This window comes from Caulobacter zeae (assembly GCF_002858925.1).
Taxonomy (GTDB): domain Bacteria; phylum Pseudomonadota; class Alphaproteobacteria; order Caulobacterales; family Caulobacteraceae; genus Caulobacter; species Caulobacter zeae.
Genome location: NZ_PJRS01000022.1, coordinates 1 through 24443, shown reverse-complemented (window position 1 = coordinate 24443; position 24443 = coordinate 1). Strand labels below are relative to the sequence as shown.

The 24443-nt window shown below is 69.2% G+C and carries 19 protein-coding genes; 12 read left to right on the top strand and 7 right to left on the bottom strand.

Translation table 11 applies throughout. The features are described from left to right. Nucleotides 1-45: 45 nt before the first annotated feature. From SGCZBJ_RS11635 to SGCZBJ_RS11620, 4 genes are all read left to right on the top strand, one after another. Nucleotides 46-1614, top strand: a complete 1569-nt coding sequence (locus SGCZBJ_RS11635; protein WP_101718169.1) for a cytochrome ubiquinol oxidase subunit I — start codon at nucleotides 46-48, stop codon at nucleotides 1612-1614. Nucleotides 1615-1627: 13 nt separating this feature from the next. Continuing rightward, nucleotides 1628-2770: a cytochrome d ubiquinol oxidase subunit II gene (gene cydB / locus SGCZBJ_RS11630; protein WP_101718168.1), complete on the top strand. Its 1143-nt coding sequence runs from the start codon at nucleotides 1628-1630 to the stop codon at nucleotides 2768-2770. A 16-nt stretch (nucleotides 2771-2786) separates the two neighbouring features. Further along, nucleotides 2787-2906 carry a cytochrome bd-I oxidase subunit CydX gene (cydX, locus tag SGCZBJ_RS11625; RefSeq protein ID WP_058347708.1) on the top strand — a complete coding sequence of 40 codons (120 nt, stop codon included), beginning with the start codon at nucleotides 2787-2789 and terminating at the stop codon, nucleotides 2904-2906. 118 nt (nucleotides 2907-3024) lie between these two features. Then, nucleotides 3025-3381, top strand: a complete 357-nt coding sequence (locus SGCZBJ_RS11620) for a hypothetical protein (RefSeq protein WP_205685375.1) — start codon at nucleotides 3025-3027, stop codon at nucleotides 3379-3381. Here SGCZBJ_RS11620 and SGCZBJ_RS11615 read toward each other — a convergent pair. The 5 genes from SGCZBJ_RS11615 to putA all read right to left on the bottom strand — a co-directional run bounded on the left by SGCZBJ_RS11615 (nucleotide 3378) and on the right by putA (nucleotide 9903). Further along, entirely contained in the window at nucleotides 3378-4709 is a 1332-nt protein-coding gene (locus SGCZBJ_RS11615; protein ID WP_101718166.1) for a glycoside hydrolase 5 family protein, read from the bottom strand. The genes SGCZBJ_RS11620 and SGCZBJ_RS11615 overlap by 4 nt on opposite strands. 85 nt (nucleotides 4710-4794) lie before the next feature. Beyond that, nucleotides 4795-6183 (bottom strand): alpha/beta hydrolase family protein, encoded by a 1389-nt coding sequence (locus SGCZBJ_RS11610; protein ID WP_101718165.1) that lies wholly within the window; start codon nucleotides 6181-6183, stop codon nucleotides 4795-4797. A 57-nt stretch (nucleotides 6184-6240) separates the two neighbouring features. Beyond that, a complete protein-coding gene (locus tag SGCZBJ_RS11605; protein ID WP_101718164.1) occupies nucleotides 6241-6522 on the bottom strand; it encodes a type II toxin-antitoxin system RelE/ParE family toxin in 282 nt (93 codons plus the stop codon). After that, on the bottom strand, nucleotides 6519-6776 hold the full coding sequence (locus SGCZBJ_RS11600) for a ribbon-helix-helix protein, CopG family (RefSeq protein ID WP_101718163.1): 258 nt from the start codon (nucleotides 6774-6776) through the stop codon (nucleotides 6519-6521). The genes SGCZBJ_RS11605 and SGCZBJ_RS11600 overlap by 4 nt, the downstream gene beginning before the upstream one ends. A gap of 37 nt (nucleotides 6777-6813) precedes the next feature. Further along, on the bottom strand, nucleotides 6814-9903 hold the full coding sequence (gene putA / locus SGCZBJ_RS11595) for a bifunctional proline dehydrogenase/L-glutamate gamma-semialdehyde dehydrogenase PutA (RefSeq protein ID WP_101718162.1): 3090 nt from the start codon (nucleotides 9901-9903) through the stop codon (nucleotides 6814-6816). A 443-nt stretch (nucleotides 9904-10346) separates the two neighbouring features. Between putA and SGCZBJ_RS11590 the strand changes: the two genes are divergently transcribed. The 3 genes from SGCZBJ_RS11590 (at nucleotide 10347) to SGCZBJ_RS11580 (ending at nucleotide 12637) form a co-directional block, all read left to right on the top strand. Then, the gene (locus SGCZBJ_RS11590; RefSeq protein ID WP_101718161.1) at nucleotides 10347-10808 is read left to right on the top strand and encodes an Lrp/AsnC ligand binding domain-containing protein; all 462 of its coding nucleotides are present in this window, start codon (nucleotides 10347-10349) and stop codon (nucleotides 10806-10808) included. Nucleotides 10809-10853: 45 nt separating this feature from the next. Continuing rightward, nucleotides 10854-11399, top strand: a complete 546-nt coding sequence (locus tag SGCZBJ_RS11585) for a helix-turn-helix transcriptional regulator (protein WP_101718160.1) — start codon at nucleotides 10854-10856, stop codon at nucleotides 11397-11399. Nucleotides 11400-11476: 77 nt separating this feature from the next. Continuing rightward, nucleotides 11477-12637 carry an MFS transporter gene (locus SGCZBJ_RS11580; protein WP_101718159.1) on the top strand — a complete coding sequence of 387 codons (1161 nt, stop codon included), beginning with the start codon at nucleotides 11477-11479 and terminating at the stop codon, nucleotides 12635-12637. A 485-nt stretch (nucleotides 12638-13122) separates the two neighbouring features. Here the strand turns inward: SGCZBJ_RS11580 and SGCZBJ_RS11575 are convergent, their stop codons facing one another. Next, nucleotides 13123-14922 (bottom strand): IlvD/Edd family dehydratase, encoded by a 1800-nt coding sequence (locus SGCZBJ_RS11575; protein WP_101718158.1) that lies wholly within the window; start codon nucleotides 14920-14922, stop codon nucleotides 13123-13125. Nucleotides 14923-15371: 449 nt separating this feature from the next. Here SGCZBJ_RS11575 and SGCZBJ_RS11570 point away from each other — a divergent pair, with 449 nt between their 5' ends. The 4 genes from SGCZBJ_RS11570 to SGCZBJ_RS11555 all read left to right on the top strand — a co-directional run bounded on the left by SGCZBJ_RS11570 (nucleotide 15372) and on the right by SGCZBJ_RS11555 (nucleotide 22320). After that, complete coding sequence (locus SGCZBJ_RS11570; protein ID WP_101718157.1) at nucleotides 15372-16292, top strand: Gfo/Idh/MocA family protein; 921 nt, start codon at nucleotides 15372-15374, stop codon at nucleotides 16290-16292. A gap of 111 nt (nucleotides 16293-16403) precedes the next feature. After that, on the top strand, nucleotides 16404-17924 hold the full coding sequence (locus SGCZBJ_RS11565; protein ID WP_101718156.1) for an aldehyde dehydrogenase (NADP(+)): 1521 nt from the start codon (nucleotides 16404-16406) through the stop codon (nucleotides 17922-17924). Between the two features lie 422 nt (nucleotides 17925-18346). Next, nucleotides 18347-21586 carry an autotransporter outer membrane beta-barrel domain-containing protein gene (locus SGCZBJ_RS11560; RefSeq protein WP_101718155.1) on the top strand — a complete coding sequence of 1080 codons (3240 nt, stop codon included), beginning with the start codon at nucleotides 18347-18349 and terminating at the stop codon, nucleotides 21584-21586. Between the two features lie 8 nt (nucleotides 21587-21594). Further along, the gene (locus SGCZBJ_RS11555) at nucleotides 21595-22320 is read left to right on the top strand and encodes a response regulator (RefSeq protein WP_165799306.1); all 726 of its coding nucleotides are present in this window, start codon (nucleotides 21595-21597) and stop codon (nucleotides 22318-22320) included. Between the two features lie 38 nt (nucleotides 22321-22358). Here SGCZBJ_RS11555 and SGCZBJ_RS11550 read toward each other — a convergent pair whose 3' ends face one another. Then, a complete protein-coding gene (locus SGCZBJ_RS11550) occupies nucleotides 22359-22865 on the bottom strand; it encodes a hypothetical protein (protein WP_101718153.1) in 507 nt (168 codons plus the stop codon). Nucleotides 22866-23016: 151 nt separating this feature from the next. Here SGCZBJ_RS11550 and SGCZBJ_RS11545 point away from each other — a divergent pair, with 151 nt between their 5' ends. After that, complete coding sequence (locus SGCZBJ_RS11545) at nucleotides 23017-24330, top strand: M20/M25/M40 family metallo-hydrolase (RefSeq protein WP_101718152.1); 1314 nt, start codon at nucleotides 23017-23019, stop codon at nucleotides 24328-24330. Nucleotides 24331-24443: the final 113 nt, after the last annotated feature.

Here is a 24443-nt window from a genome sequence, read left to right as displayed (position 1 = left end):
TGCTCGTGCGGCGCGACCGATCGCCGTCCGACACCGGAGCTACGCATGGATCCCGCCGTCGTCGATTTATCCCGCCTGCAGTTCGCCCTCACGGCCCTGTACCACTTCCTCTTCGTGCCCCTGACGCTGGGGCTGTCCTTCATGCTGTTCATCATGGAGGCGGTCTACGTCATGACCAAGCGCCCGATCTGGCGCACGGTTACCAAGTTCTGGGGCGCGCTGTTCGGCATCAACTTCGTCCTGGGCGTGGCCACGGGCCTCACCATGGAATTCCAGTTCGGCATGAACTGGTCGTACTACTCGCATTATGTGGGCGACATCTTCGGCGCCCCGCTGGCCATCGAGGGCCTGATGGCCTTCTTCCTGGAAGCCACCTTCGTGGGCCTGATGTTCTTCGGCTGGGACAAGCTGAAGCCGGTGACCCACCTGCTCGTCACCTTCCTGGTGGCGCTGGGCACCAACCTGTCGGCCCTGTGGATCCTGGTCGCCAACGGCTGGATGCAGAACCCGGTGGGCGCGGCCTTCAACCCCGACACGATGCGGATGGAGGTGACCGACTTCAAGGCGGTGATCTTCAACCCGGTGGCCCAGGCCAAGTTCGTGCACACGGTCAGCGCCGGCTACACCATCGCCGCCGTCTTCGTGCTCGGCGTTTCGGCCTTCTACCTGCTCAAGGGCCGGTGGACGGGCGTGGCCAAGCGCTCGATGACCGTCGCGGCCGCCTTCGGCCTGGCTTCCGCCCTGTCGGTCGTCGTCCTGGGCGACGAGAGCGGCTACGCCCTCACCGACAACCAGAAGATGAAGCTGGCGGCCCTGGAAGCCATGTGGGAGACCGAGCCCGCGCCGGCCGGCCTGACCGCCATCGGCATCCCCAGCCTGGCCGATCGCAAGACCCACGCCGAGATCAAGATCCCCTACGTGCTGGGCCTGATCGCCACCCGCAGCGTCGACAAGCCGGTCGAAGGCATCTTCGAACTGGTGGCCACGGCCGAGGATCGCATCGAGCGCGGCGTCGTCGCCTATGACGCGCTGGAGAAGCTGAAGGCCAATCCGCAGGACCTGGCCGCCCGGGGCGTCTTCGAGGCGAACCGCCGCGACCTGGGCTACGCCCTGCTGCTCAAGCGCCACGTCGAGGACCCGCGCACGGCCTCCAAGGAGCTGATCGCCAAGACCGCCTGGGACACCGTGCCCAACGTACCGGTGATGTTCTGGGCCTTCCGCATCATGGCCGGCACAGGCCTCCTGATGATCGCCCTCTTCGCCACCGCCTTCGTGCTGGTCACCCTGCGCAGGCACGAGACCAAGTGGTTCCTGCGCCTGGCGGTGCTGGCCATCCCGCTGCCCTGGATCGCCACGGAGCTGGGCTGGGTGCTGGCCGAGGTCGGGCGTCAGCCCTGGGCCGTGGAAGGGGTCCTGCCCACCTTCCTGGCGCCCTCTAGCCTCAGCGTTCCCCAGCTGATCGCCAGCATCGTCGGCTTCACCCTGCTCTATGGCGCCCTGGCGGTGGTCGAGGTCGGGCTGATCCTGAAGACCATCAAGAAGGGCCCGTTCGCCGAACAGGACGCCTTCCCCCCGGAATCCGGCGCGCCTGTCGTCGCCGAAGCCGTCGCCTAAAGGAGACAGCTAGATGGAACTCCCCCTCGACTACCCGACCCTCCGCCTGATCTGGTGGGGCCTCCTGGGCGTGCTGCTGATCGGCTTTGCCCTGACCGACGGCTTCGACATGGGCGTCGGCGCCCTGCTGCCCTTCATCGGCCGCAACGACGACGAGCGGCGCACGGTGATCAACACCATCGGCTCGACCTGGGAAGGCAACCAGGTGTGGTTCATCACCGGCGGGGCGGCGATCTTCGCGGCCTGGCCGATGGTGTACGGCGCCAGCTTCTCTGGCTTCTACCTGGCCATGTTCCTGGTGCTGTCGGCGATGATCATGCGGCCGGTGGGCTTCAAGTATCGGTCCAAGCGGCCGGAGGCCAAGTGGCGCTCGTTCTGGGACTGGTCGCTGTTCGTCGGCAGCTTCGTGCCGGCCCTGGTGTTCGGCGTCGCCGTCGGCAACGTTCTGCAAGGCGTGCCGGTCCACCTCGACAGCGACCTGCGCAGCACCTACCACGGCCACTTCTTCGAACTGTTCACGCCCTTCACCCTGGTCTGCGGCCTGCTGTCGACCGCGATGCTGGTGCTGCACGGCTCGGCCTGGCTGGCGGTGAAGGCCGAGAAGGGCCCGATCGTCGACCGCGCCCGCAAGTTCGGCCTGGTCGCCGGGATCGCCAGCATCGTGCTGTTCGCCCTGGGCGGCCTGCTGGCCATGCGCCTGGGCTTCCGGGTCGAGGGGGTGGTCGATCCGGCCGGTCCGTCCAATCCGCTGCGGGCCACGGTCGTCGCCGCGCCGGGCGCCTGGTTCGACAACTTCGGCCGCTATCCGTGGATGACCATCGCTCCGGTGCTGGGCTTCGTCGGGGCCGCCTTTGCGACCTTCGGCCTGTGGAAGCGGCAGGAAGGCCTGGCCTTCGGCGGCTCCTCAGCCTCGGCCGCGGGCATCATCGCCACCAGCGGCCTGTCGATGTTCCCGTTCATCCTGCCCAGCACGGTCGACGCCCATTCCAGCTTCCTGGTGTGGAACGCCTCGTCCAGCCACACGACCCTGTTCATCATGCTGGTCGTGGTGGTGGTGCTGATGCCGGTGGTGCTGGCCTACACGGCCTTCGTCTACCGGGTGCTGTGGGGCCGCACGAGCAGCGCCGCCCTTAAGACCGACCCCGCCCTCTACTGAGAAAGGAACCTGGATCATGTGGTACTTCACCTGGGTTCTCGGCCTTGGCCTCGCCCTCGCCTTCGGCGTCCTCAACGGCGTCTGGTACGAGTTCAACCTGACCGACGAGGGCGATACGGGTCTCTCCGAACCCTGATCTCGCCGACCGCGTGAAAGCGCTGACCGCCGTCCCGGCCCCGGGGCGGCGGTTTTGCGTTGCGTGGTTGCGGCTGTCGCAAACGGCGCCGCCAGATCGTCCTCCAGGAGGACTCATGGTGAACAGGCGCAAGCTGATGCTCAGCCACGACGGCGTGAGGATCTATCACAGCTGGAAGGGGGGGCGGGCCCTGACCTGGTGGTACGCCCTGGCGCCCGACCACGACGCCGAGGGCGGCGGGCGCGACTTCGACATCCGCAGGCTGCCCGAGGCCTATCTGGCGGGCCTCGACCTCGACATGGCCCGCGTGGCCGACGCCGCGCAGACGCTCAAGGCCTACGAGCGCATGCTCGACGCCCACCGCGAGGTGCTGCGCCGGGCGATCGACGCCCGCCACGACTTCGAGGCCAGCGTGGCGCGGGATCACCGCAAGGGCGGCGCCTGGACCTGGTTGAGGCGGGCGATAGGACGCTAGAGCGCCTTCACCGCCTTGGCGTGGTCGCGGATGATGGCCAGGGTCGAGGCGTCGGCGTCGAATACGCCGAACAGGCCCTGCTCTTCCTGCGGGGGATCGCCCACGTAAGAGCGATCGCCCTTCTTGAACCAGGCGTCGGCGTGCTGGGCGCGGCCCTCGCCGTTCCAGGCCCAGAAGTTGACGCCCGCCGTCGGGCCGCCGGCCTTCATGTCGGCCTCCACCTCGTCGAACACCATCCTGTAGAACCGGTCGCGGAAGGTGACCGGCGAGCCGGGCGCGAAGGCGCGGCCGTCGCGGATCAGGCCGAACTCCTCGATGGTCAGCGGCTTGCCCATGGACTTGGCCAGGGCGATGTGGCGGCGGATGTAGTCGCGCGACCGGGCCGCTCCGGCCTCGTAGGTCGCGGGCTGGTCGGTCATCGAGATCCAGCTCCAGTTGTTGGGCCACACGTGCAGGGTCAGGTAGTCGATGGCGGGGGTCTTGTGGCTCTCGACCACGCAGGCCTCGCTGCCCAGGCATCCCATGTCGCCCTCGCTGCCGCTGGACACCAGGTGGTTGGCGTCGATCGACTTGATGAAGCGGGCGGTGCCGTCGATCCAGGCGTCGTAGGCGGGGCGGTTGGCCTTGCCGAATTCCTCGCTGCCGGCCGGGCGCGGCTCGTTGGCCAGCTGCCAGGCCATGATCGTGGGATCGTCGCGATAGGGCTTGCCGGTGACGGTGCTGGTGCGGCCGACCAGGGTCTTCACATAGTGGCGGAAGAGGTCGTTGGCCTTTTCGTCGGCATAGAAGCGGGCCGAGTAGTCGGCGAAGGCGGGCCAGGGGTGGGCCGGGTCGCCCTGCTGGAACCAGGTCCCGTTGCCGGTCCAGTTCAGATAGGCCGGCATGCCGCCCGACCAGTCCCAGAAGTTGTTGACGTAGATGACGGCCTTCATGCCGCGCTTGCCCATCTCGGCCAGCAATACGTCCAGGCCCGTCAGCAGGGTCTGGTCGTAGTCCTCGCCCGGGCCGCGGAAGGTGGGGTCCATCGCCACCTTGGCCGGCGAGCGTTCGCCCGCGCCCAGGACGCGCAGGTTGGTGACGCCCAGGGATTGCAGCTTGTCGAGTTCGCGGGCCAGGCGCGCGTGGTCGCCGAAGGCGGCCGGGGCCCCCAGCCAGGCGCCGTACCAGAGGTTGGCGCCGACGAAGCGATAGGGCTTGCCGTCGAGGCTCAGGCGGCCGTTCTCGACCTTGACGAAGCCCTTGCGGGTCGCGGCCAGGGCCGGAAGGGCGGCCAGGCCCGTCGTCAGGCCGGCCGCGCCGGCGGCCAGGATCGCGCGTCGCGAAAGCATTCCCGGTGTCTCCCCACTTGTGATTTGCGGGGACGTTAGCGGAGCCTGGCGGGCGCGGTCCAGCGATTAAATAAAATTGATGAAGTTAATCGGCGTGCTTTTGGGCGGGCCTGGCGGCGTGGGCCACGGTCCAGTCGACGATCGCGTTCACGGCCGACGGCGCCAGCGTCTCCTCGATCTCGGCATATTCGGAAGGCGCGCCGGTCGTGGCCGTCTGGAACAGGTGGTTCAGGCCCGGCAGCGGCAGGATGGTCACGTCCCTGTTGCCGGCAAGGGCGGCCTTGATGGCCGGCAGGTTCTCGGCGGCCGAGACCTGCACGTCCTTCTCGCCGTTGACGGCCAGGACCGGCGCCTTGACCTGTTTCAGGTAGCCGGCCGGATCGAGGCCGAGGAAGGTCTTGAACCATGGGGTGGCGAAGCGCCCGAACCCGGCCTCGGCCGCCTCGGGCGGCATGCCCTGCTCGGCGAGCAGCGAGGCCAGGCGGGGCTTGAGCTTGCTGGCGTCCGGCTCGGCGATGACCATGTCGCTGACCTTGGCGATCAGCTTGACCTGCTGGTCGATCATCGCCTGCGGGGCGCCGCCGGCCAGGGCGATGTCGCGGCTCTGGCTCTGCATCACCTTGGCGCCCGGCAGGCCGGTGCCGGCCATCAGCACCACGAAGGCGATCTTGGGGTCCTTGGCCGCGACGATCGGGGCGATCAGCCCGCCTTCGCTGTGGCCGATCAGGCCGATACGCGCCGGATCGACGTCCTTGCGGCCGCGCAGGAAGGCCACGCCCGCCTCCACGTCGGTGGCGAAGTCCAGGCTGGTGGCGGCCTTCAGCTCGCCGCGCTCCGAGCCGCCGGCGCCGCGGTCGTCGACCCGCAGCACGGCCACGCCCTTGCGGGTCAGGGCGTCGGCCAGCACCAGGAAGGGCTTGTGCTCGAACAGGGTCTCGTCGCGGTCCTGCACGCCCGAGCCGGTGATCAGCAGGGCGACGGGGAAGGGGCTTTCGCCCGGCGGCAGGGTCAGGGTCCCGGCCAGCTTCAGGCCCGAGGCCGGATTGACGTACGACACCTCCTCGGCGCGATAGGGGAATGGCGGCTTGGGCGTCTGCGGGCGATTGGCCGGGGCTGCCGCCGGCGGGGTGCGGCTCATGGCCAGCGGCAGGCTGGCGCCGCCTTGCAGCCACTGGCCGGTAAGGCTCTTGCCGTCGGCCGACAGCTGCCCTTCGAAACTGGCCGGGGGGTAGATCAGGGTCAGGCGCGCCTTGCCGTCGGCGAGGCTGGCCGTGGCCTTCAGGCCCATAGCGCCCTGGGCCAGGCTGTCGACCTTGGCCGTTCCGTCGGCCTGGACGTGGAACACCAGCGGCAGCTTGGTCGGTCCCGCCTGCAAGGTCCCGTACCACTCGCCGACCAGCGGCTCGACCTGGGCGGCGGCGACGGCGGGCGCCAGCAGGGCGGCGGCGATCACGGCGGACGGCAGGAAACGCATGGCTTGAAGCTCCCCGAGAAACTGCACCGGAGATTGTGCATGTCGGCGAGCGGCCGTCTACCGCTGCTCCAGGCCGTGCCAGATCCGGGTGATGGTCACGTGCCGGCCTTTGAAGCGATAGCGAACGATGTAGGCGCTGCGACCGAAGGGGATGTTGATCTCGCGAATGGTCGCGCCGACGGCGCGGCCGCGAAGAGGGCTCTCTTCCAAGCTTGTGGCTGCTTGGGCTATTTGGTCGCTCAGTTTGTCGGCTGCACGTGGGTTTCGCGCTCTAAGGTGAGCATCCAGTCGTGCGGCGTCCCGGCTCGCTCGGCGGGTGACCGCGACCTTGTAGGTCACCGACGGCCGAAGCTGCGAAGCTGGGCGCGAAACTCCTCTAGGGAGATGGTTTCTTCCTCGCCGGCCTCGACGGCGTCGGCGATCGCCTCGTCGATGGCGGGATCGGGATCGATCGTCCTGGGCGGCAGGTCGTCTAGCCCGGCCTCGATCAGTTCCCTCGCATACTCGGAAGGCGAAACGCCCAGCCGCTCGGCCGCCGCCCTCAATCGGGCGGCCTGCTCAGGTTCAATATGGATGTCGAAGCCGTCGGCCATGGACGAAGGGTCTCGCCCATGGCCGGAGAGGTCAAGATCAGAGATTCAGCAGCGCCGGGTCGCCGCCCTGGGCGGTGATGTTGACGCTGAGCGCGCGCTCGACGGCGAAGCGCAGCAGGGCGTGGGGGCCGCCGGCCTTGGGGCCGGTGCCCGACAGGCCCTCACCGCCGAACGGCTGCACGCCGACCACCGCGCCGATCATGGTGCGGTTGATGTAGGCGTTGCCGGCCGGAACCAGGCGCACCACCTCGTCGGCGAAGGCCTGGATGCGCGAGTGCACGCCCAGGGTCAGGCCGTAGCGGCGGGCCGCCAGGGCGCCGGCCACCTGTTCCAGGTCCTCGGGCTTGTAGCGAACCACGTGCAGGATCGGGCCGAACACCTCGCGCTCGAGGAAGTCGGCCGCGGGGATCTCGGCCAGGACCGGGCCGAAGAAGGTGCCGCCGGCCGGGGTCTCCAGCGCATGCAGCACCTTGGCCTCGTGCTTGAGGCGGGCCAGGTGCTTTTCGAGCGCGTCCTTGGCGTCGGCGTCGATCACCGGGCCGACATCGGTCGAGGCGTCGGCCGGATCGGCGACGACCAGGGCGTCCATGGCGCCCTTCAGGCCCTCGATGATGTGGTCGGCGGTGTCGGTCGGCAGGAACAGCAGGCGCAGGGCCGAGCAGCGCTGGCCGGCCGAACCGAAGGCGCTGACGATGACGTCGTCGATCACCTGTTCGCGCTGCGCCGTCGTGTCGACGAACATGCCGTTGAGGCCGCCGGTCTCGGCGATGAACGGCACGATCGGGCCCTGGCGCCGGGCGAGGGTCTGGTTGATCCGCCAGGCGGTGTCGGTGCCGCCGGTGAAGGCGACGCCGTCCAGATCCTCGTGGGCGGTCAGGGCCGCGCCGACGGTCTCGCCGCGGCCCGGCAGCAGGGCCAGCAAGCGCGGATCCAGGCCCGCGGCGTGATAGAGCTTCACCGCCTCATAGGCGATGATCGGCGTCTGCTCGGCCGGCTTGGCGACCACGGCGTTGCCGGCGGCCAGGGCCGCGGCGATCTGGCCGGTGAAGATGGCCAGCGGGAAGTTCCACGGGCTGATGCAGACGAAGACGCCGCGACCGGCCAGGCCAAGGGTGTTGGTCTCGCCGACCGGGCCTTTAAGCACCTCGGGCTCGCCGAACTGCTTTTCGGCCAGCACGGCGTAGTAGCGGCAGAAGTCGACCGCCTCGCGCACCTCGGCGATGCCGTCCGACAGGGTCTTGCCGGCTTCGCGCGACAGGATGGCGATCAGGCGCTCGATATTGGCTTCCAGGGCGTCGCCCATGGCGCGCAGCACCTTGGCGCGGGCCGGGCCGCCGGCCTGGTCCCAGGCCGGTTGGGCGGCGCGGGCCAGCTTGAAGGCCTTGTCGATCTGGGGCAGCTGGGCTTCCGAAACGGCGCCGACCACGCGGCCGGCGTCGACGGGCGAAACCACCGGCAGCGGCGGGCCGCCGGCTTCCATCTTGCCGCCGACCAGCGGGCCCGACTGCAGTGGGGCGGCGTCCAGCACCGTCACCGCGGCCGACAGGCGGAAGCGGTCGGCGCGGGTCGACAGGTCCAGGCCCGCGCTGTTCTTGCGGCCCTCGCCATAGACGTCGATCGGCGTGGGGATCTTGGCGTGGCGGTCGGGATGGGCCTCGACCACGTCGATCGGGTCGGTGACCACCTTCTCGACCGGCACCCGTTCGTCGAGCAGGGCGTGCACGAAGCTGGTGTTGGCGCCGTTCTCGAGCAGGCGGCGGACCAGGTAGGGCAGCAGGTCCTCGTGCCCGCCGACGGGGGCGTAGGCGCGCAGGGTGATGCCGTCATAGAGGTCGTCGGCGGCCTTGTAGAGCGCCTCGCCCATGCCGTGCAGGCGCTGGTGCTCGATGCGGACGCCGGCGTTCTTGGCCATGCGCACCACGGCCGCCAGGGTGTGGGCGTTGTGGGTGGCGAACTGGGCGTAGAGGTGCGGCGCGGCCCCGATCAGGGCCTTGGCGTTGACCAGGTACGACAGGTCGGTGGCGGGCTTGGTGGTGTAGACCGGATAGTCCGGACGGCCGGCCACCTGGGCGCGCTTGATCTCGCTGTCCCAGTAGGCGCCCTTGACCAGGCGCACCATCAGGCGGCGGCCGGTCTCTTCCGACAGCGCCTTCAGGCGGGCGATCACCTCGCCGCAGCGCTTCTGGTAGGCCTGCACGGCCAGGCCCAGGCCCTTCCACTCGCCCAGGGCCGGTTCGCGGCACAGCTTGTCGAGCAGCTTCAGCGACAGGGCCAGGCGGTCGGCCTCTTCGGCGTCGATGGTGAAGTTGATGTCGTACTTGGCGGCGATCAGGGCCAGGCGCAGGGTGCGGGGATAGAGCTCTTCCCACACGCGGTCTTCGTGCGTGGCCTCATAGCGCGGGCACAGGGCCGACAGCTTCACCGACACGCCGTGGCCGGCCTCGGGGCCAGCCTTGTTCGACAGCTTGCCGACGGTCTCGATGGCGTCGGCGTAGGACTTTTCATAGCGGGCGGCGTCGGCGGCGGTGCGGGCGCCTTCGCCCAGCATGTCGAACGAGCACATGGTGTCTTCGCTGGCGGCGCGCTTGATGGCCGCCTCGATGGTGCGGCCCAGCACGAACTGCTCGCCCATGATGCGAATGGCCTGGCCGACGGCGGCGCGGATCACCGGCTCGCCCAGGCGGCCGGCGATCTTCTTGATAAACGCCGGCAGGTCCTTCTGCGCCTCATCGTCGGGCTCGACGATCTTGCCGGTCAGCATCAGGCCCCAGGTCGAGGCGTTGACGAACAGGCTATCGGAGCCGCCCAGGTGGCTGGCCCAGTCGGCCGAGCCGATCTTTTCGGCGATCAGGCGGTCGCGGGTCTCGTCGTCGGGGGTGCGCAGCAGGGCTTCGGCCAGGCACATCAGAGCGAGGCCCTCGCGGGTGCCCAGGCTGAACTCCTGCAGGAAGCTTTCGACCACGCCCTGCTTGCGCACGGAGCGGCGGGCGCCGCGCACCAGGGCTTCGGCCTCGGCGCGGACGGCGGCGCGATCCTCGCTGGACAGAGGCCCCGCGGCCAGCAGGTCGGCGATCACCGCCTTCTCGTCACGGTACTTGCCGTCGTCCAGGGAGTCCCAATCGGCCATGATGCGCCTCGCTAATGATTTATCGTCGGATTAGCCTGGGTCTGATCGAAGGTGCTTCGTTTGTTGGCTCTGGCTTCCGTATCCTGTTCGGCGTAAACGTCGAAAAACGTTGTCTGCTCCAGGCGTTCAAAAAGCCCCGCGACAGGGCGTCGCGGCGCGTGGGCGTCAAGCCCAGGACGTTAGCTTAGGAGGGGAAGGGGAGCACTGGAAGGGACGCGTCTCGGGGGGACTCGCGCGTCCCTTCCGCTCGTCGCCGACGCTGGGGGATGCGTGGCGAGCTTTCCCGCCGAGCGGGAGGCCCTTGGCGAAGCGCGCCGACTGGGGGATGCGGCGTGGGGGAAGCTTCGCTAGGACGATTGAGGGTTTAGTCCTCTTCGCGCCGAAGGTGCTTTGTTTGTTATCGCTATTATCAGAACAATCTTCGCTGAAAGTGACGAAAATCCATGTCCGCTCTAGATGACACCGACCGCCGGCTCCTGCGCGTGCTGCAGGCCGATGGGCGGATCACCAACGCCGAGCTGGCCAAGCGCTGCAACCTTTCGCCGGCCGCCACCTTCGACCGGGTGCGGCGCCTGCGCGAGCGCGGCTTCATCACCGGCTATGCGGCGCTGCTGGATCCGGCCAAGGTCGATCGCGCCCTGCTGATCTTCGTCGAGGTGGTGCTGGACCGCACGACGGGCGAGGTGTTCGATGACTTCGCCGCCGCCATCCGCCGCGCGCCGGAAGTGCTGGAGTGCCACATGGTGGCGGGCGGCTTCGACTACCTGATCAAGGCCCGCGTGCGCGACATGGACGCCTATCGCAGCTTCCTGGGCGACATCCTGGTCAAGATGCCGGGCGTGCGCGAGACGCGGACCTATGCGGTGCTCGAGGAGGTCAAGAGCACGGTGCAGCTGCCGCTCTGAGGCGCCGGCTCCCCATGCTCGCCCATTCCCGCTAAACTGACACCCATGATCCACGACCTGCCCATCGGACTGGCTCTGCGGCGCTTTCGGCGGCTGAACGCCGTCAAGCAGGGCGCCGTGGCGCAGATGCTGGCCGTTTCGCAGGGCACGGTGTCGCGCTGGGAAAGCGGCGAGCACGAGCCCGACGAGGTCCATCGTGAGCGGATCGCGGCCCTGATCGCCGCGCGGGCGGGCGAGGGGAGCGACGCGGCGATCCGGCGGCTGGTCGAGACCTCGTCCCAGGCCGTGCACCTGGTGTGCGACGCCACCCATCGGCTGCTGGCCGCCTCGCCCTCGCGGCTTGCCTCGTGGCAGGTGGACGCCAGCGACTATCTCGGCGACTCTCTGTGGCGCTTCGCCAGTCCCGAGATCGCGCAGGCCGAGGCGGGGCTGGCGCGGTCGGGCTGGTTCGAGCGGCCCTACCAGCAGGTGCGCTTCGAGACCGGCGGCAACGGCAGCCCGGAGATTCCGGTCGTGCCCGGCCTGCTGCAATGGGAGACGATCCCGCTGGCCGACGGTCGGGTGGGCCGGCTGACCACCACCATTGACTGACGATCTTCCAGCGGGCGGGCGCGCCCACGCATAAGTTTTTCGTGTCGCGCGAAGGCGCATCGGTCTAGGGCGGCGCCATGCTGCGTTCCTGGTCCAACATCATCGCCCTGTGGCTCATCGGCGTGCTGGCCGCCGCCCAGCTTCCCAAGATCGCCGTGCTGGTCCCGGTGCTGCGCCAGGAGCTTGGCCTGTCGCTGGCCCAGGCGGGTCTCCTGGTGTCGCTGCTGGAGATCGGCGGGGCCAGCCTGGGCATCGTCGCGGGCCTGGCCCTGGGACGGTTCGGCGGCCGTCGCTTCATGGCGATCGGCCTGGTCGGCCTGCTGGCGGCCAGCCTGGTCGAGGCCTTCGCGCCCAATGTCGCGGTGCTGTTCGCCGCCCGGGCGCTGGAGGGCGTGGCCTATCTGCTGGTGGTCATCGCCGCCCCGACCATGATCGCCGCCGTCGCCTCCGACAAGGCGCGGGGGCCGGCCCTGGCGCTGTGGAGCACCTTCGTGGCCGTGGGCGTGGCGGTCGGCAGCGGCGTCACCGGCTTCGCCATGGCGCTGAGCGGTCCGCGCGGGGCCATGCTGGTGTGGGCGGTGCTGTGCGCGCTGGGCCTGCTGGTCGCCCTGCGCCAGCCCAAGGGTCTGTCGGACGGCGCCCGCATCGCCCTGCCGCCGCCGGCCGCCTGGGTGCTGACCCTCGGCTTTGGCCTCTACACCGTCTTCATCTGCGCCCTGACCATGCTGCTGCCCAGCTTCCTGATCGAAAAGGCCGGTGCGGGCGTCGCCGGCGCCAGCATCGCCACCGGCCTCGTCTCGCTGGCGGCCCTGCCGGGCTCGGCCATCGCCATCCGCCTGCTGCACGCCGCGCCGCTGGACCGGCGGCGCATGACGCGGGTGGTGGTCCCGGCGTTGCTGGCCACGGCGGTGGTGGCGCCCTTCGTCTTCCTGTCGGCCAAGGCCCTGCTGGTGGCCGGCGTCGCCTTCCTGGTGGTGCTGCTGAGCGGGATCGCCTCGCCCCTGGTCTTCGCCCGCCTGCCGGCGCTGGCCGGCGGGACCGACGGTCCGCGCATCGCCGCCGCCAACGGCCTGCTGACCCAGTTCGGGGCCGGCGGGGCGCTGATCGGCCCGCCCCTGGGCGGTCTCGTCGTCGGCCGGTTCGGTTGGGAGGCCCTGGGGCCGCTCATCGCGATCCTGGCCGTGGCGATGCTGGCGGCGATGCTGGCGGCTGAGCGGATGGCGCGTGAGGCCGTCTAATATTCTTCCGTCATTCTCGTCCCCGTGGCGAGAACCCCTGTTTCCGCCCGCACGGGAAGTGCAAGCGGATCGTCGACGATCCGCCCCATCCGCTCTTTCGGCTCACGACCCGTTGCGGAAGTTGGCGCCGTCCGGAATCCCTCTCTCTTAGAGAGAGGGAGGGACCCATCGCGTAGCGATGGGAGGGTGAGTGGTTACACCCTCAGCCGGCGTGCCGGCCGGTCGCCCGCAACGGCGCTGAGATCGTCCAGGGGCTTCGCCTACCCACTCACCCTCCCACGCCTGCGGCGCGGGCCCCTCCCTCTCTCCATGAGAGAGGGATCTGATTTCCGCTTCCCGCCCATTGCGGACACTGATGGCGTCTGCTCACTGGGGCGCGGTCGCTAGAGGTCGGGCCCCGGTTCCGGGGAGCATGACGATCCAGGGCGCGAAAAAGCCGCCCGGGTCGCCCCGGGCGGCTTCTTCATTTCAGTGCTGCCGAAGCCTTAGTGGCTGTCGCGCGGCAGGCCCTTGGTCTGGGCGATGCGCTGGTACTTCACGGCCGGTTCCAGCACCGCGCCGGTTTCCATCTGGCCGACGATGGCGCGCTGGATTTCCTGCCACGGGGTCTGGCTTTCCGGGTACTTGTAGCCGCCGGCGGCCTCGAGGGCCTTGCGGCGCTCGGCCACTTCCTCGGGGCTGATCAGCACGTCGACACGCGACTTGCGCAGGTCGAAGCGGACGCGGTCGCCGGTCTTCAGCAGCGCCAGGCCGCCGCCGACGGCGGCTTCCGGCGAGGCGTTGAGGATCGACGGCGAGCCCGAGGTGCCCGACTGGCGGCCGTCGCCGATGCAGGGCAGCTGCTTGACGCCGCGCTTGATCAGGTAGTCGGGGGCCCGCATGTTCACCACCTCGGCCGAGCCGGGGTAGCCGACGGGACCGGCGCCCCGCATGAACATGATCGAGTTCTCGGTGATGCCGACCGACGGGTCGTCGATGCGGTGGTGGTAGTCTTCAGGACCGTCGAACACCACGGCGTCGCCGACGAAGGCGTCCGGGTCTTCGGGGTTCGACAGGTAGCGGTCGCGGAACTCGCCCGAGATCACGCTGGTCTTCATGATCGCCGAGTTAAACAGGTTGCCGCGCATGACCACGAAGCCGGCGCGCTCGACCAGCGGGTTGTCGAAGGTGCGGATGACGTCGGCGTCCTCGATGGTCGCGTCGCGGCAGGCGTCGCCCATGGTCTGGCCCGAGACGGTCATGGCGTCTTCGTGGATCAGGCCCTGCTTGATCAGTTGGGCGGTGACCGCGGGCACCCCGCCGGCGTGGTAGTAGTCCTCGCCCAGGTACTTGCCGGCCGGCTGCAGGTTGACCAGCAGCGGCACGTCCTCGCCCTTCTCCTGCCAGTCGTCGACGGTCAGTTCGACACCGACGTGGCGGGCCAGGGCGTTGAGGTGGATCGGGGCGTTGGTCGAGCCGCCGATGGCCGAGTTGACGACGATGGCGTTGAGGAACGCCTCGCGGGTCAGGATGTCGGACGGCTTGAGGTCTTCCTTGACCATGTCGACGATGCGCAGGCCAGTCAGGTAGGCGTTTTCCTGGCGGTCGCGGTAGGGGGCCGGGATGGCGGCCGAGCCGGTGAGCGACATGCCCAGCGCCTCGGTCAGCGAGTTCATCGTCGTCGCCGTGCCCATGGTGTTGCAGAAGCCGGTCGAGGGAGCCGACGAAGCCACCAGCTTGATGAAGCCGGCGTTGTCGATCTCGCCGGCGGCCAGCATCTCGCGGGCCTTCCAGACGATGGTGCCCGAGCCGGTGCGCTCGCCCTTGTACCAGCCGTTCAGCATCGGGCCGACCGACAGGGCGATGGCCGGGATGTTCACGGTGGCGGCGGCCATCAGGCAGGCCGGGGTGGTCTTGTCGCAGCCGATGGTCAGCACGACGCCGTCGATCGGATAGCCGTACAGGGTCTCGACCAGGCCGAGGTAAGAGAGATTGCGGTCCAGGCCCGCGGTCGGGCGCTTGCCGGTTTCCTGGATCGGGTGGACCGGGAACTCGATGGCGATGCCGCCGGCGGTGCGAATGCCTTCACGCACGCGTTCGGCCAGCACCAGGTGGTGGCGGTTGCAGGGCGACAGGTCCGAACCGGTCTGGGCGATGCCGATGATCGGCTTGCCCGACTGCAGCTCTTCAAGCGTCAGGCCGTAGTTCAGATAGCGCTCGAGATAGAGCGCCGTCATGTCCACGTTGTCGGGATTGTCGAACCAGGCCCGCGAACGAAGGGTGCTGGGCGCGGACTTGGTGGTCATGTCGGTCCTGTTTTTCCTCGATCGATCCAACCGGATCGCCTCGCCGGGCGAGGTTTATACTATTTGTCTGACTATACCGGCGAGGGCGGAGCGTCAACGACCGCCATGGCGCGGAAACGTCACACGCCTTCAAGGTCTTGCGAGCCGATCGCAAGAGGCGAAAGAGCGCTTGAACGCCGATGATAGCGCTCACATTCTATCGTTGGTCGACGAGCCGCGCCATCCACGACGATGTTCGCCCAACGCGGAATATGTAGGACCATTACGCGCCGAGGTCGAGCGGGCAAGCCGGTTCTTGCCAGCGCGGCCAGGGCGAGGTTCCTTGCGGACGGCGTTAGTGGCCCGTTTTCGCGGTCCTGTTTGACAGGGGCGGGGAGGGCGTTATTTGTCGGACTAATCTTACAGAGGTCGCGCGGCGCGGCCCGAGCCATCGTCAGGTGTCCGTCCAGATGACCATCCGCATCGCCATCGTCGGCCTGGGCAAGATCGCCCGCGACCAGCACCTGCCGGCCATGGAGAAGGACGGGCGCTTCGAACTGGCGGCCGTGGCCAGCCGCAGCGCCGGCGTCGACGGCGTCCCGCACTTCACCGACCTTTCCGAATTGCTGGCCTCGGACGTGCAGTTCGACGCCGTCGCCCTGTGCACCCCGCCGCAGGTGCGCCACACGATCGCCCGCCAGGCCATCGACGCCGGCAAGCACGTGATGCTGGAAAAGCCTCCGGGCGCGACGCTGAGCGAGGTCGAGGACCTGAAGGCCGCCGCCCAGGCCAAGGGCGTGACCCTGCAGACCACCTGGCACTCGCGCTACGCCACCGCCGTGGCCCCGGCCCAGACCTGGCTGTCGGGCAAGACCATCAAGTCGGTCCAGATCAACTGGAAGGAAGACGTGCGCGTGTGGCACCCCGGCCAGACCTGGATCTGGCAGGCCGGCGGCCTGGGCGTCTTCGACCCCGGCATCAACGCCCTGTCGATCGCCACCGTCGTGCTGCCGGCCTTCTTCCTGGAGAAGGCGACGCTGCATGTGCCGGAGAACTGCCAGTCGCCGGTCGAGGCGCAACTGACCTTCCGCACCGTGACCGGCGCGCCGGTCCAGGCCGACTTCGACTTCCTGCAGACCGGCGAGCAGAGCTGGGACATCATCATCGACACCGACGGCGGCGAGCTGAAGCTGTCGCATGGCGGTTCGCGCCTGTGGGTCGATGGTGAGCTGAAGCACGAAGGGCCGGACGAGGAATATCCGGGCCTCTACGACGCCTTCGCCCGCCTGATCGCGGCCGGCGGCTCGGACGTCGACGTCAGCCCGCTGCGCCACGTGGCGGATGCGTTCCTGCTGGGCGAACGGGTTACGGCGCCGGCCTTCATCGAATAGCCCATACCCATGCAAATTAAGCATTGGTTGCGCTAACATTGGACTGACAACCGGACGCGGAACGGCCTATATGCGGGCCATTCCCGTCCGCCACAACGCGAGCGCCCGCCCATGACTGAACTCCGCAGCCTGAACCCCGCCACCGGCGAGCACTTCGGCGAGGTCTTCCCCGAACCGACCGCGGAGCAGATCGAGGCGGCGCTGGCCGCCGCGAACGCCGCCTTCGACATCTATCGCGAGACCGATCTCGAGACCCGCGCGGCCTTCCTCGAAGGCGTCGCCGCCGAGATCGAAGCCATCGGCGACGACCTGATCGTGCGCGCCATGGCCGAGACCGGCCTGCCGCGTCCGCGCCTCGAAGGCGAGCGTGGCCGCACGACCGGCCAGCTGCGCCTGTTCGCCAAGACCGTCCGCCAGGGCGACTTCCTGGGCGCGCGCATCGACCCGGCCCTGCCGGAGCGCAAGCCGCTGCCGCGCGCCGACCTGCGCCAGCGCTTCATCGGCCTTGGCCCCGTCGCCGTGTTCGGCGCCAGCAACTTCCCGCTGGCCTTCTCGACCGCCGGCGGCGACACCGCCGCGGCCCTGGCCGCCGGCTGCCCGGTCGTGTTCAAGGGCCACCCGGCTCACCCCGGCACCGCCGCCCTGGTCGGCGCGGCCATCAGCAAGGCCGTCGACAAGGCGGGCCTGCCGGCCGGCGTGTTCACCCTGCTGACCGGCCAGACCCACGAGCTGGGCGGCGCCCTGGTCCGTGACAGCCGCATCAAGGCCGTCGGCTTCACCGGCTCGCGCGCCGGCGGCGTCGCGCTGATGAAGATCGCCAACGAGCGCCCCGAGCCGATCCCGGTCTATGCCGAGATGAGCAGCGTCAACCCGGTTATCCTGTTCCCGCACGCCCTGGCCGCCCGCGCCGAGGCCCTGGGCGCGGCCTTCGTCGGTTCGCTGACCATGGGTTCGGGCCAGTTCTGCACCAACCCGGGCCTGATCTTCGCCCTGGCCGGTCCGGACTTCGACAAGTTCGTGGCCTCGGCCTCGGCCGCCCTGGCCGGCGCCCATCCGCAGGTCATGCTGACCCCCGGCATCTTCGGCGCCTACGAGCAGGGCGTCGAGAAGCTGGGTTCGCGTCCCGGCGTCACCGTGGCCGCCCGCGGCCTGGTCGGCGAAGGCTGCAACCAGGGCCAGGGCGCCCTGTTCGTGGTCGAGGCCGAGACCTTCGCCGCCGACCCCGCCCTCAGCCACGAAGTGTTCGGCTCGTCGTCGGTGATCGTCCGCTGCCCGGACGTCGCCACCCTGGCCGGCCTGCTGGAAGGCCTGGAAGGCCAGCTGACCGCCACCCTGCACCTCGACGCGGAAGACGCCGAAGCCGCTCGCGGCCTGCTGCCGATCCTCGAGCGCAAGGCCGGCCGCATCCTGGCCAACGGCTGGCCGACCGGCGTGGAAGTGGCTCCGGCCATGGTCCACGGCGGCCCGTTCCCGGCCACCTCGGACGGCCGCTCGACCTCGGTCGGCACCCGCGCCGTCGAGCGCTTCCTGCGTCCGGTCTGTTACCAGGACCTGCCCGACGTGCTGCTGCCGGCGGCGCTGAAGGAAGCCAACCCGCTGGGTATCAAGCGCGCCATCGACGGCGTGCTGTAAGAAAGACCGATCCCTCGGGATCAACGGAGAGCGCGCGGGGGAAATCCCGCGCGCTTTTTCTTTGTCAGAACAGCCGCTCGGCCAGCAGCCAGACGCTGAAGGCGAGACACGAGGCGGGGATCAGCACCTTGCCCATGGCGGGGCTCCTTGGTCGATGGAGCCATCATCGCCGATCGCGGAATCGGGGGCTTGGACGCGGCCGCTCCGCCGTGAACATTCTTGCGACGACGTCTAAATCGTCGGTTTCGCCCATCGGGCGTAACACTTGGCGGGCGAGCCTGAACGCTGGCGTCAACCTTCCGGCCGCTTTGAAACGGAAGTGTATCGGTGAGGCGCTCGCCGTAGCCGCGCGGAAATTTGCGAGACACGCCTGGGCCATGCAGGGCCCCTAAGCCTCGGAGGTTCCTTCAAGCGGGTCCTCCATGTCGCGTAAGCTTCTGATCCTCTCGGCCGCCGCCCTGCCGATGCTGCTGCACGCCGCCCAAGCGGCCGCCGAGACGGAAGTCACCAGCAGCAGCCGCACGACGCCGATCGCCACCTCGACGGCCGCCAGCGGCGCGGCCGACGACGTCAAGGTCACCACCGACGGGGTGATCACCTATGCGTCCGAAGGCGCGATCGCGACGGTCGACAGCAGCAACACCCTGACCAACAACGGCACGCTGAAGAGCACGGACGTCTCCAATTCGACGGGCGTCCTGATCAACGGCGGCGTCACCTCGACGGTGACCAACGGCGGCACGATCAGCCTGACCGAGGACTATGACTACGTCGATAGCGACAGCGACGGCGACTATGACGGCCAGTTCGCGCTGGGGACCAACCGCTACGGCGTCCGTCTGACCGGCTCGGGCGACTACACCGGCACGATCGAGAACACCGGCACGATCACCATCGAGGGCAACAGCTCGGGCGGGATCATGCTGGAATCGTCGGTGATCGGCGACATCCTCAATTCCGGTTCGATCTCGGTGACCGGCGACAACGGCTATGGCGTCCGCAACACCGCCAAGGTGACGGGCGACATCGTCAGCGACGGCTCGATCAGCGTGCTGGGCGCCAATAGCGTCGGCCTGGCGGTCGACGGGGAGGTCGACGGCTCGGTCATCGTCCAGGGCACGATCACCGCCACCGGCTATCGCTACACCAGCCGCTACACCGATCCGGACGACGAGGCGCTGCTGGACGCCGACGACCTGCTGCAGGGCGGCTCGGCCATCAAGATCACCAGCAACGTCTCCAAGGGCCTGGTGCTGGACGCCCCGCCCACCGACACCAACGACGACACCTCCGACGACGAGGACAGCGACGGCGTCACCGACAGCGACGAGGGCACGGCGGCCGTCTACGTCTATGGCGGCGCGCCGGCGATCCAGATTGGCTCCGACAGCCAGGCCGTCACCCTCGGCTCGGCCGGGGAGGGGATCTACGACTACGGCTTGGTGATCCGTGGCTCGGTCGGCGCGTACGGCGTGCACGCTGGCGTCACGGCCACGGGCGTGCAGATCGGCGGCTCGGCCGGCTACGAGACCCTGGTCACCAACGGGATCAACCTGGAAGGCTCGATCTCGGCCAGCGCCTACGAGGCCGACGCCATGGGCCTGCATCTGACCTCGGGGGCCATCGCCTCGATCCTCAACAATAGCGGCGCGCTCAGCGGTTCGGTCGAGGCCGAGGGCAGCTCGAACGCCTACGCCCTGCTGATCGACGCCGGGGCGACCATGAACTCGGTCGTCAACAGCGGCAGCATCGTCGCCACCCTGTCGGGCGAGACGGGCAACGCCAACGCCATCGTCGACAATTCCGGCACTCTGACCAGCATCACCAACACGGGCGCGATCGCCGCCTATGTGGTCGCCACCGACGACGACTACGACACCGACGACAGCGACACCGACGCCACGAACGAGACGGTCACCGGCAAGGCGATCGCCATCAACCTGAAGGCCAACACGACCGGCGTCACCATCACCCAGACCGGGGTGAACGACGGCGACGACGGCGACGACGGGGTGGCTGACACCGATACCGACGGCGACGGCGTGGACGACGCCGACGAGCCCTCGATCGTGGGCCAGGTGCTGCTGGGATCGGGCGACGACACCCTGAACCTGCTGAACGGCACGCTGTACGGCGACATGTCGTTCGGCGACGGCGCCGACACCCTGAACATCGACGGCACGGCCTATGCGATCGGCGGCCTCTACGACAGTGACGGCAAGCTCACGATCAACGTCGGCAACGGCGGCCTGCTGATCACCAACACCGACACCATCAAGGCCACCAGCCTGAACCTGGGTTCGGACAGCACCCTGGTGTTCACGGTCGATCCCAACGCCGGGACCTCGACCCAGCTGGTGGTTGACACCGCCACCATCGCCAGCGGCGCCAATCTGGGCCTCGTCTTCAATAACCTCCTGACCGACGCCAGCACTTTCAAGGTGATCTCGGCCGGGACGCTGACCGCCGGCGAGATCGACCAAGACCTGCTGGGCGACGCGCCCTACCTCTATGTCGCCGCGGCCCGCACCCAGGACAACGACGTCCTGATCGACGTGCGCCGCCGCACGGCCGCGGAGGCCGGCATGACCACCGGCCAGACCGCTGCCTATGACGCGACCTTCGCCGCGCTGAGCGCCAACGAGGACATCGCCAGCGCCTTTCTGAGCCAGTCGAGCAGCGACGGCTTCTACAATCTCTACAACCAGATGCTGCCCAGCACCGGCGAGGGGATGTTCTCGACCCTGCAGGCGGTGCAGCAGCAGATCTCGGCCTCGACCGCCATCCGCCCGGACGGCCAGGACCGCTACGGCCCCGACAGCGTCTGGGTGCAGGAGATCAACAGCCTGGTGCGGATCGAGGACGGCGAGAACCTGGGCTCGGACACCAAGGCCACGGGCCTGGTCGCCGGCTATGAGGCCATGGGCGACGCCGGCGGCGCCCTGGGCGTCACGCTGGCCTTCGCCAGCATCGAAGAGAAGGACACCGCCGCCAAGGTCGGCGAGGAGACCACCGCCTCGCTGTTCCAGGCCGGGACCTACTGGCGCCGGTCGGTCGGCGGCTGGCGCTTCAACCTCGGCGGCGGCCTCGGCTACATCCGCTTCAACGGCGACCGCAGCTTCATCAGCGAGGACGTCGACAGCGACGGCTATTCGGACGTCTCGATCACCAATACCGCCTCGTGGAACGGCTTCACCGCCAACGCCTTCGCCGGCGTCGGCTACGAGCACAAGTTCGGCCGCAACTACATCCGCCCTGAGGCGCGCCTCGACTACGTCTATCTGTGGGAAGGCGAGCGCAAGGAGCACGGCGGCGGCGAGGGCTTCGACCAGACGGTGGCCTCGCGCAAGTTCGACAACCTGTCGGGCGACATCGGCGTCGCCTTCGGCCGCGAGTTCGGCAAGGAGGTCTGGGTCCGCCCCGAGGTCCGCGTCGGCTATCGCAAGACCCTGGCCGGCAAGTACGCCGACACCACGGCCTGGTACTCCGGCGGCACGCCGTTCACGATCCTGGGCAACGCCGCCCGCACCGATGCGGTGACGCTGAACCTGGCCCTGCGCGCCGGCTCCGACCTTTCCTATTTCGCCCTGGAGGGCGGGGCCGAGGCCTCGCGTCGCCAGACCCGTTATTCGGCCCGGCTCGTCGGCCGGGCGATGTTCTGAGAACGCCCGTGAGACCCCGCCTGCTCATCGTCGACCCCGACGTCGACTCCCGCGCCGCCATCAGCGCCCTGCTGGGCCGGTTCGACCTGGAAGTGCTCGAGGCCGCCTCGGCCCGCGAGATGGACCAGATCCTGGGCCGCACCCAGATCGAACTGGTCGTCATGGACATCCTGCTGCCAGACGAGGCCGGCCTGTCGGTCTGCGCGCGGCTGCGCCGCCTCAATCCCGCGCCTGGCGTGGTGGTGGTCAGCGCCGTCGATGACGAGAGCGACGTCGTCGTGGGCCTGGAGATGGGCGTCGACGACTATATCGCCAAGCCGTTCCGGCCGCGCGAGACCGCCGCCCGCATCCGCGCCGCGGTGCGTCGCCGCCAGGCCTGGCGGGCGCCCGAGCCGGTGGCCGCCCCGCCGGTCTACCAGTTCAGCGGCTGGCGGCTGAACGTGGCCACCCACGAGCTGTTCGACCCGCGCGGCGACTCGGTGAACCTGTCCTCGGCCGAGTTCCTGGTGCTGTGGACCCTGGTGGCCAAGCCCCAGCAGATCCTGACCCGCGACCAGTTGCAGCAGGGCCCGCCCGAGGCCCGCAGCAAGGCCCCGCCGCAGCAGATCAACGTCACCATCAGCCGCCTGCGCAGCAAGCTGCGCCGCGCCGAGGGCGGGGCCCAGATGGTGCGCACCGTGCGCCATGCCGGCTACATGTTCGCGCCGCGGGTCGACCGGGTGCACGCGGATTAGATGCCCGAGGAACCTCCCCCTGTGGGGGAGGTTCCAAGTCACTTCTTCCGCACGAAGACCAGGCTCTGGTCCGGCGGGCCCGGCTTCCCGTCGATGTCCTGCTCGACCAGGATGGTGTCGGGGGCGGTGACGCCGACGCGCATGCTCTGGCGCCGGCCGGTCTGGCCGTGGGTCATCACCGCCACGCTGGATTGACCGGTGCGCTCGACGCTGAGGGTCACGAAGTTGAAGTTGACCACGGCCCGGGTCGGCGAGCCGTCCATGGCCGCGTCGGCGAACTGGATGGCGGCCACGCCCTCGTCGTCCTCCTCGACCAGCGTCCAGGCGATCGCCTTGCCGTCGTCCTTGGTGATGTCGAGTTCGCCGCTGATCGGCGCGGTCCCGGTCAGGGCCTCGTTGAAGCGCGAGCGCGACAGGTCCAGCGTCCACTTGCCGGCCACGCCCAGCGGGCCGGTGGCGGGCGCGGGGGCCTGAGCCAGGGCGGGGGCGGCGGCCAGCAGCAGGCCAAGGCCCGCGAGCGCGGCGGCGGCTTTGAGATGTGCCATGGCGTGGGTTCCGGACGGGGTGGCTTACGAAGGGTCAATGTCGGGTCGCGAGCAGCGTTCGTCCAGAGGAGGTCGCCAGATCATTTGGGGATTGCCAAGCAGGCGGCCGCGCCGTTCTGGTCGGGGCCACCTGGAATCGGAGCCTTCGCCCATGCGCCGTCTGTCGCGTTCGATGCTGTTCGCCGCCTCGCTGTTCGCGGCCGGCGCCCTCTACGGCCCCGAGGCCGACGCCGCCGAGAAGACCGACACCTCGGTCAAGGCCGTGCAGAAGATCGTCGGCGGCCCGGGCTTCAAGGCCGCGGTCAGGCAGTTGGACGCCGACTATGACCGCACCGTCGCCGACATCGTCACCCTGACCGAGATCCCCGCGCCGCCGTTCAAGGAAGAGCAGCGCGCCAAGGCCTATCTGGAGATGCTCAAGGCCGTGGGCCTGACCGACGTCGAGATGGACGCCGAGGGCAACGTCATGGGCGTGCGGGCCGGGACGGCGACCAAGGGCAAGGGTCCGTTCGTGGTCATCGCCGCCCACCTCGACACCGTCTTCCCCGAAGGCACCGACGTGAAGGTCAAGCGCGAGGGGACCAAGCTCTCGGCCCCCGGCATCGGCGACGACACCCGCTCGCTGGCCGTGCTGCTGGCCTATGTGCGGGCCATGGATGCGGCCAAGATCAAGACCAAGGCCGACATCCTGTTCGTCGGCAATGTGGGCGAGGAGGGGCCGGGCGACCTGCGCGGGGTCAAGCACCTCTTCACCAAGGGCAAGTACCAGGGCCGGATCAGCGCCTTCTTCTCGATGGACGGCTCGGATCCGTCGCGGATCGTAGACCGCGGCGTCGGCTCCAAGCGCTATCGCGTCACCTTCAAGGGCCCGGGCGGCCACAGCTACGGCGCGTTCGGCGTGGTCAACCCGATGACGGCCATGGCCCAGTCGGTGGTCGACCTCTATGCCGTCAAGCCGCCGGCCGATCCCAAGACCACCTATTCGGCCAGCGTGGTGGGCGGCGGCACCTCGGTGAACTCGATCCCCAACCAGATCTTCCTGGAGTTCGACATGCGCTCGGAAAGCGCCGCCGAACTGGCCAAGCTGGACCAGACCTTCATCGGCATCCTCGACAAGGCCGTGGCCGGCGAGAACGCCGCCCGCTCGACCAAGCCGGGGGCAGTCTCCTACGACGCCAAGGTGATCGGCGAGCGCCCGGCCGGGGGCACGGATCCGAAGGCGACCATCGTCACGGCGACCGCGGCGGCGATCTCGGCCCTGGGCTTCACGCCCGAGCACGAGGCCTCGTCGACCGACGCCAACCTGCCCATGAGCCTGGGCGTCCCGGCCATCACCATCGGCGCCGGCGGCAAGGGCGGCCGCGCCCACGCCCTGGACGAATGGATCGACATCGAGAAGGCCCCGACCCTGAAGGGCATGCAGGTGGGCCTGGCCGCGCTGCTGGCCGTGGCGGGCGTGGAGTAGTCGAACCTCCCCCTGTGGGGGAGGCGATCGCGTCAGCGATCGGTGGGGGGAGACTTTCCGACGCCTCGAGAGCTGAAAACGGCCCCCCTCCGTCCGCTTCGCGGACACCTCCC

What these genes read in the sequence shown, in the direction of transcription:
- SGCZBJ_RS11560 (WP_101718155.1), top strand. Translation starts at nt 18,347, where the DNA reads ATGTCGCGTAAGCTTCTGATCCTCTCGGCCGCCGCCCTGCCGATGCTG.
- putA (WP_101718162.1), bottom strand. Translation starts at nt 9,903, where the DNA reads ATGGCCGATTGGGACTCCCTGGACGACGGCAAGTACCGTGACGAGAAG.
- cydB (WP_101718168.1), top strand. Translation starts at nt 1,628, where the DNA reads ATGGAACTCCCCCTCGACTACCCGACCCTCCGCCTGATCTGGTGGGGC.
- SGCZBJ_RS11635 (WP_101718169.1), top strand. Translation starts at nt 46, where the DNA reads ATGGATCCCGCCGTCGTCGATTTATCCCGCCTGCAGTTCGCCCTCACG.
- SGCZBJ_RS11585 (WP_101718160.1), top strand. Translation starts at nt 10,854, where the DNA reads ATGATCCACGACCTGCCCATCGGACTGGCTCTGCGGCGCTTTCGGCGG.
- SGCZBJ_RS11550 (WP_101718153.1), bottom strand. Translation starts at nt 22,865, where the DNA reads ATGGCACATCTCAAAGCCGCCGCCGCGCTCGCGGGCCTTGGCCTGCTG.
- SGCZBJ_RS11580 (WP_101718159.1), top strand. Translation starts at nt 11,477, where the DNA reads ATGCTGCGTTCCTGGTCCAACATCATCGCCCTGTGGCTCATCGGCGTG.
- SGCZBJ_RS11570 (WP_101718157.1), top strand. Translation starts at nt 15,372, where the DNA reads ATGACCATCCGCATCGCCATCGTCGGCCTGGGCAAGATCGCCCGCGAC.
- SGCZBJ_RS11545 (WP_101718152.1), top strand. Translation starts at nt 23,017, where the DNA reads ATGCGCCGTCTGTCGCGTTCGATGCTGTTCGCCGCCTCGCTGTTCGCG.
- SGCZBJ_RS11565 (WP_101718156.1), top strand. Translation starts at nt 16,404, where the DNA reads ATGACTGAACTCCGCAGCCTGAACCCCGCCACCGGCGAGCACTTCGGC.
- SGCZBJ_RS11575 (WP_101718158.1), bottom strand. Translation starts at nt 14,922, where the DNA reads ATGACCACCAAGTCCGCGCCCAGCACCCTTCGTTCGCGGGCCTGGTTC.
- SGCZBJ_RS11615 (WP_101718166.1), bottom strand. Translation starts at nt 4,709, where the DNA reads ATGCTTTCGCGACGCGCGATCCTGGCCGCCGGCGCGGCCGGCCTGACG.
- SGCZBJ_RS11600 (WP_101718163.1), bottom strand. Translation starts at nt 6,776, where the DNA reads ATGGCCGACGGCTTCGACATCCATATTGAACCTGAGCAGGCCGCCCGA.
- SGCZBJ_RS11610 (WP_101718165.1), bottom strand. Translation starts at nt 6,183, where the DNA reads ATGCGTTTCCTGCCGTCCGCCGTGATCGCCGCCGCCCTGCTGGCGCCC.
- cydX (WP_058347708.1), top strand. Translation starts at nt 2,787, where the DNA reads ATGTGGTACTTCACCTGGGTTCTCGGCCTTGGCCTCGCCCTCGCCTTC.
- SGCZBJ_RS11590 (WP_101718161.1), top strand. Translation starts at nt 10,347, where the DNA reads ATGTCCGCTCTAGATGACACCGACCGCCGGCTCCTGCGCGTGCTGCAG.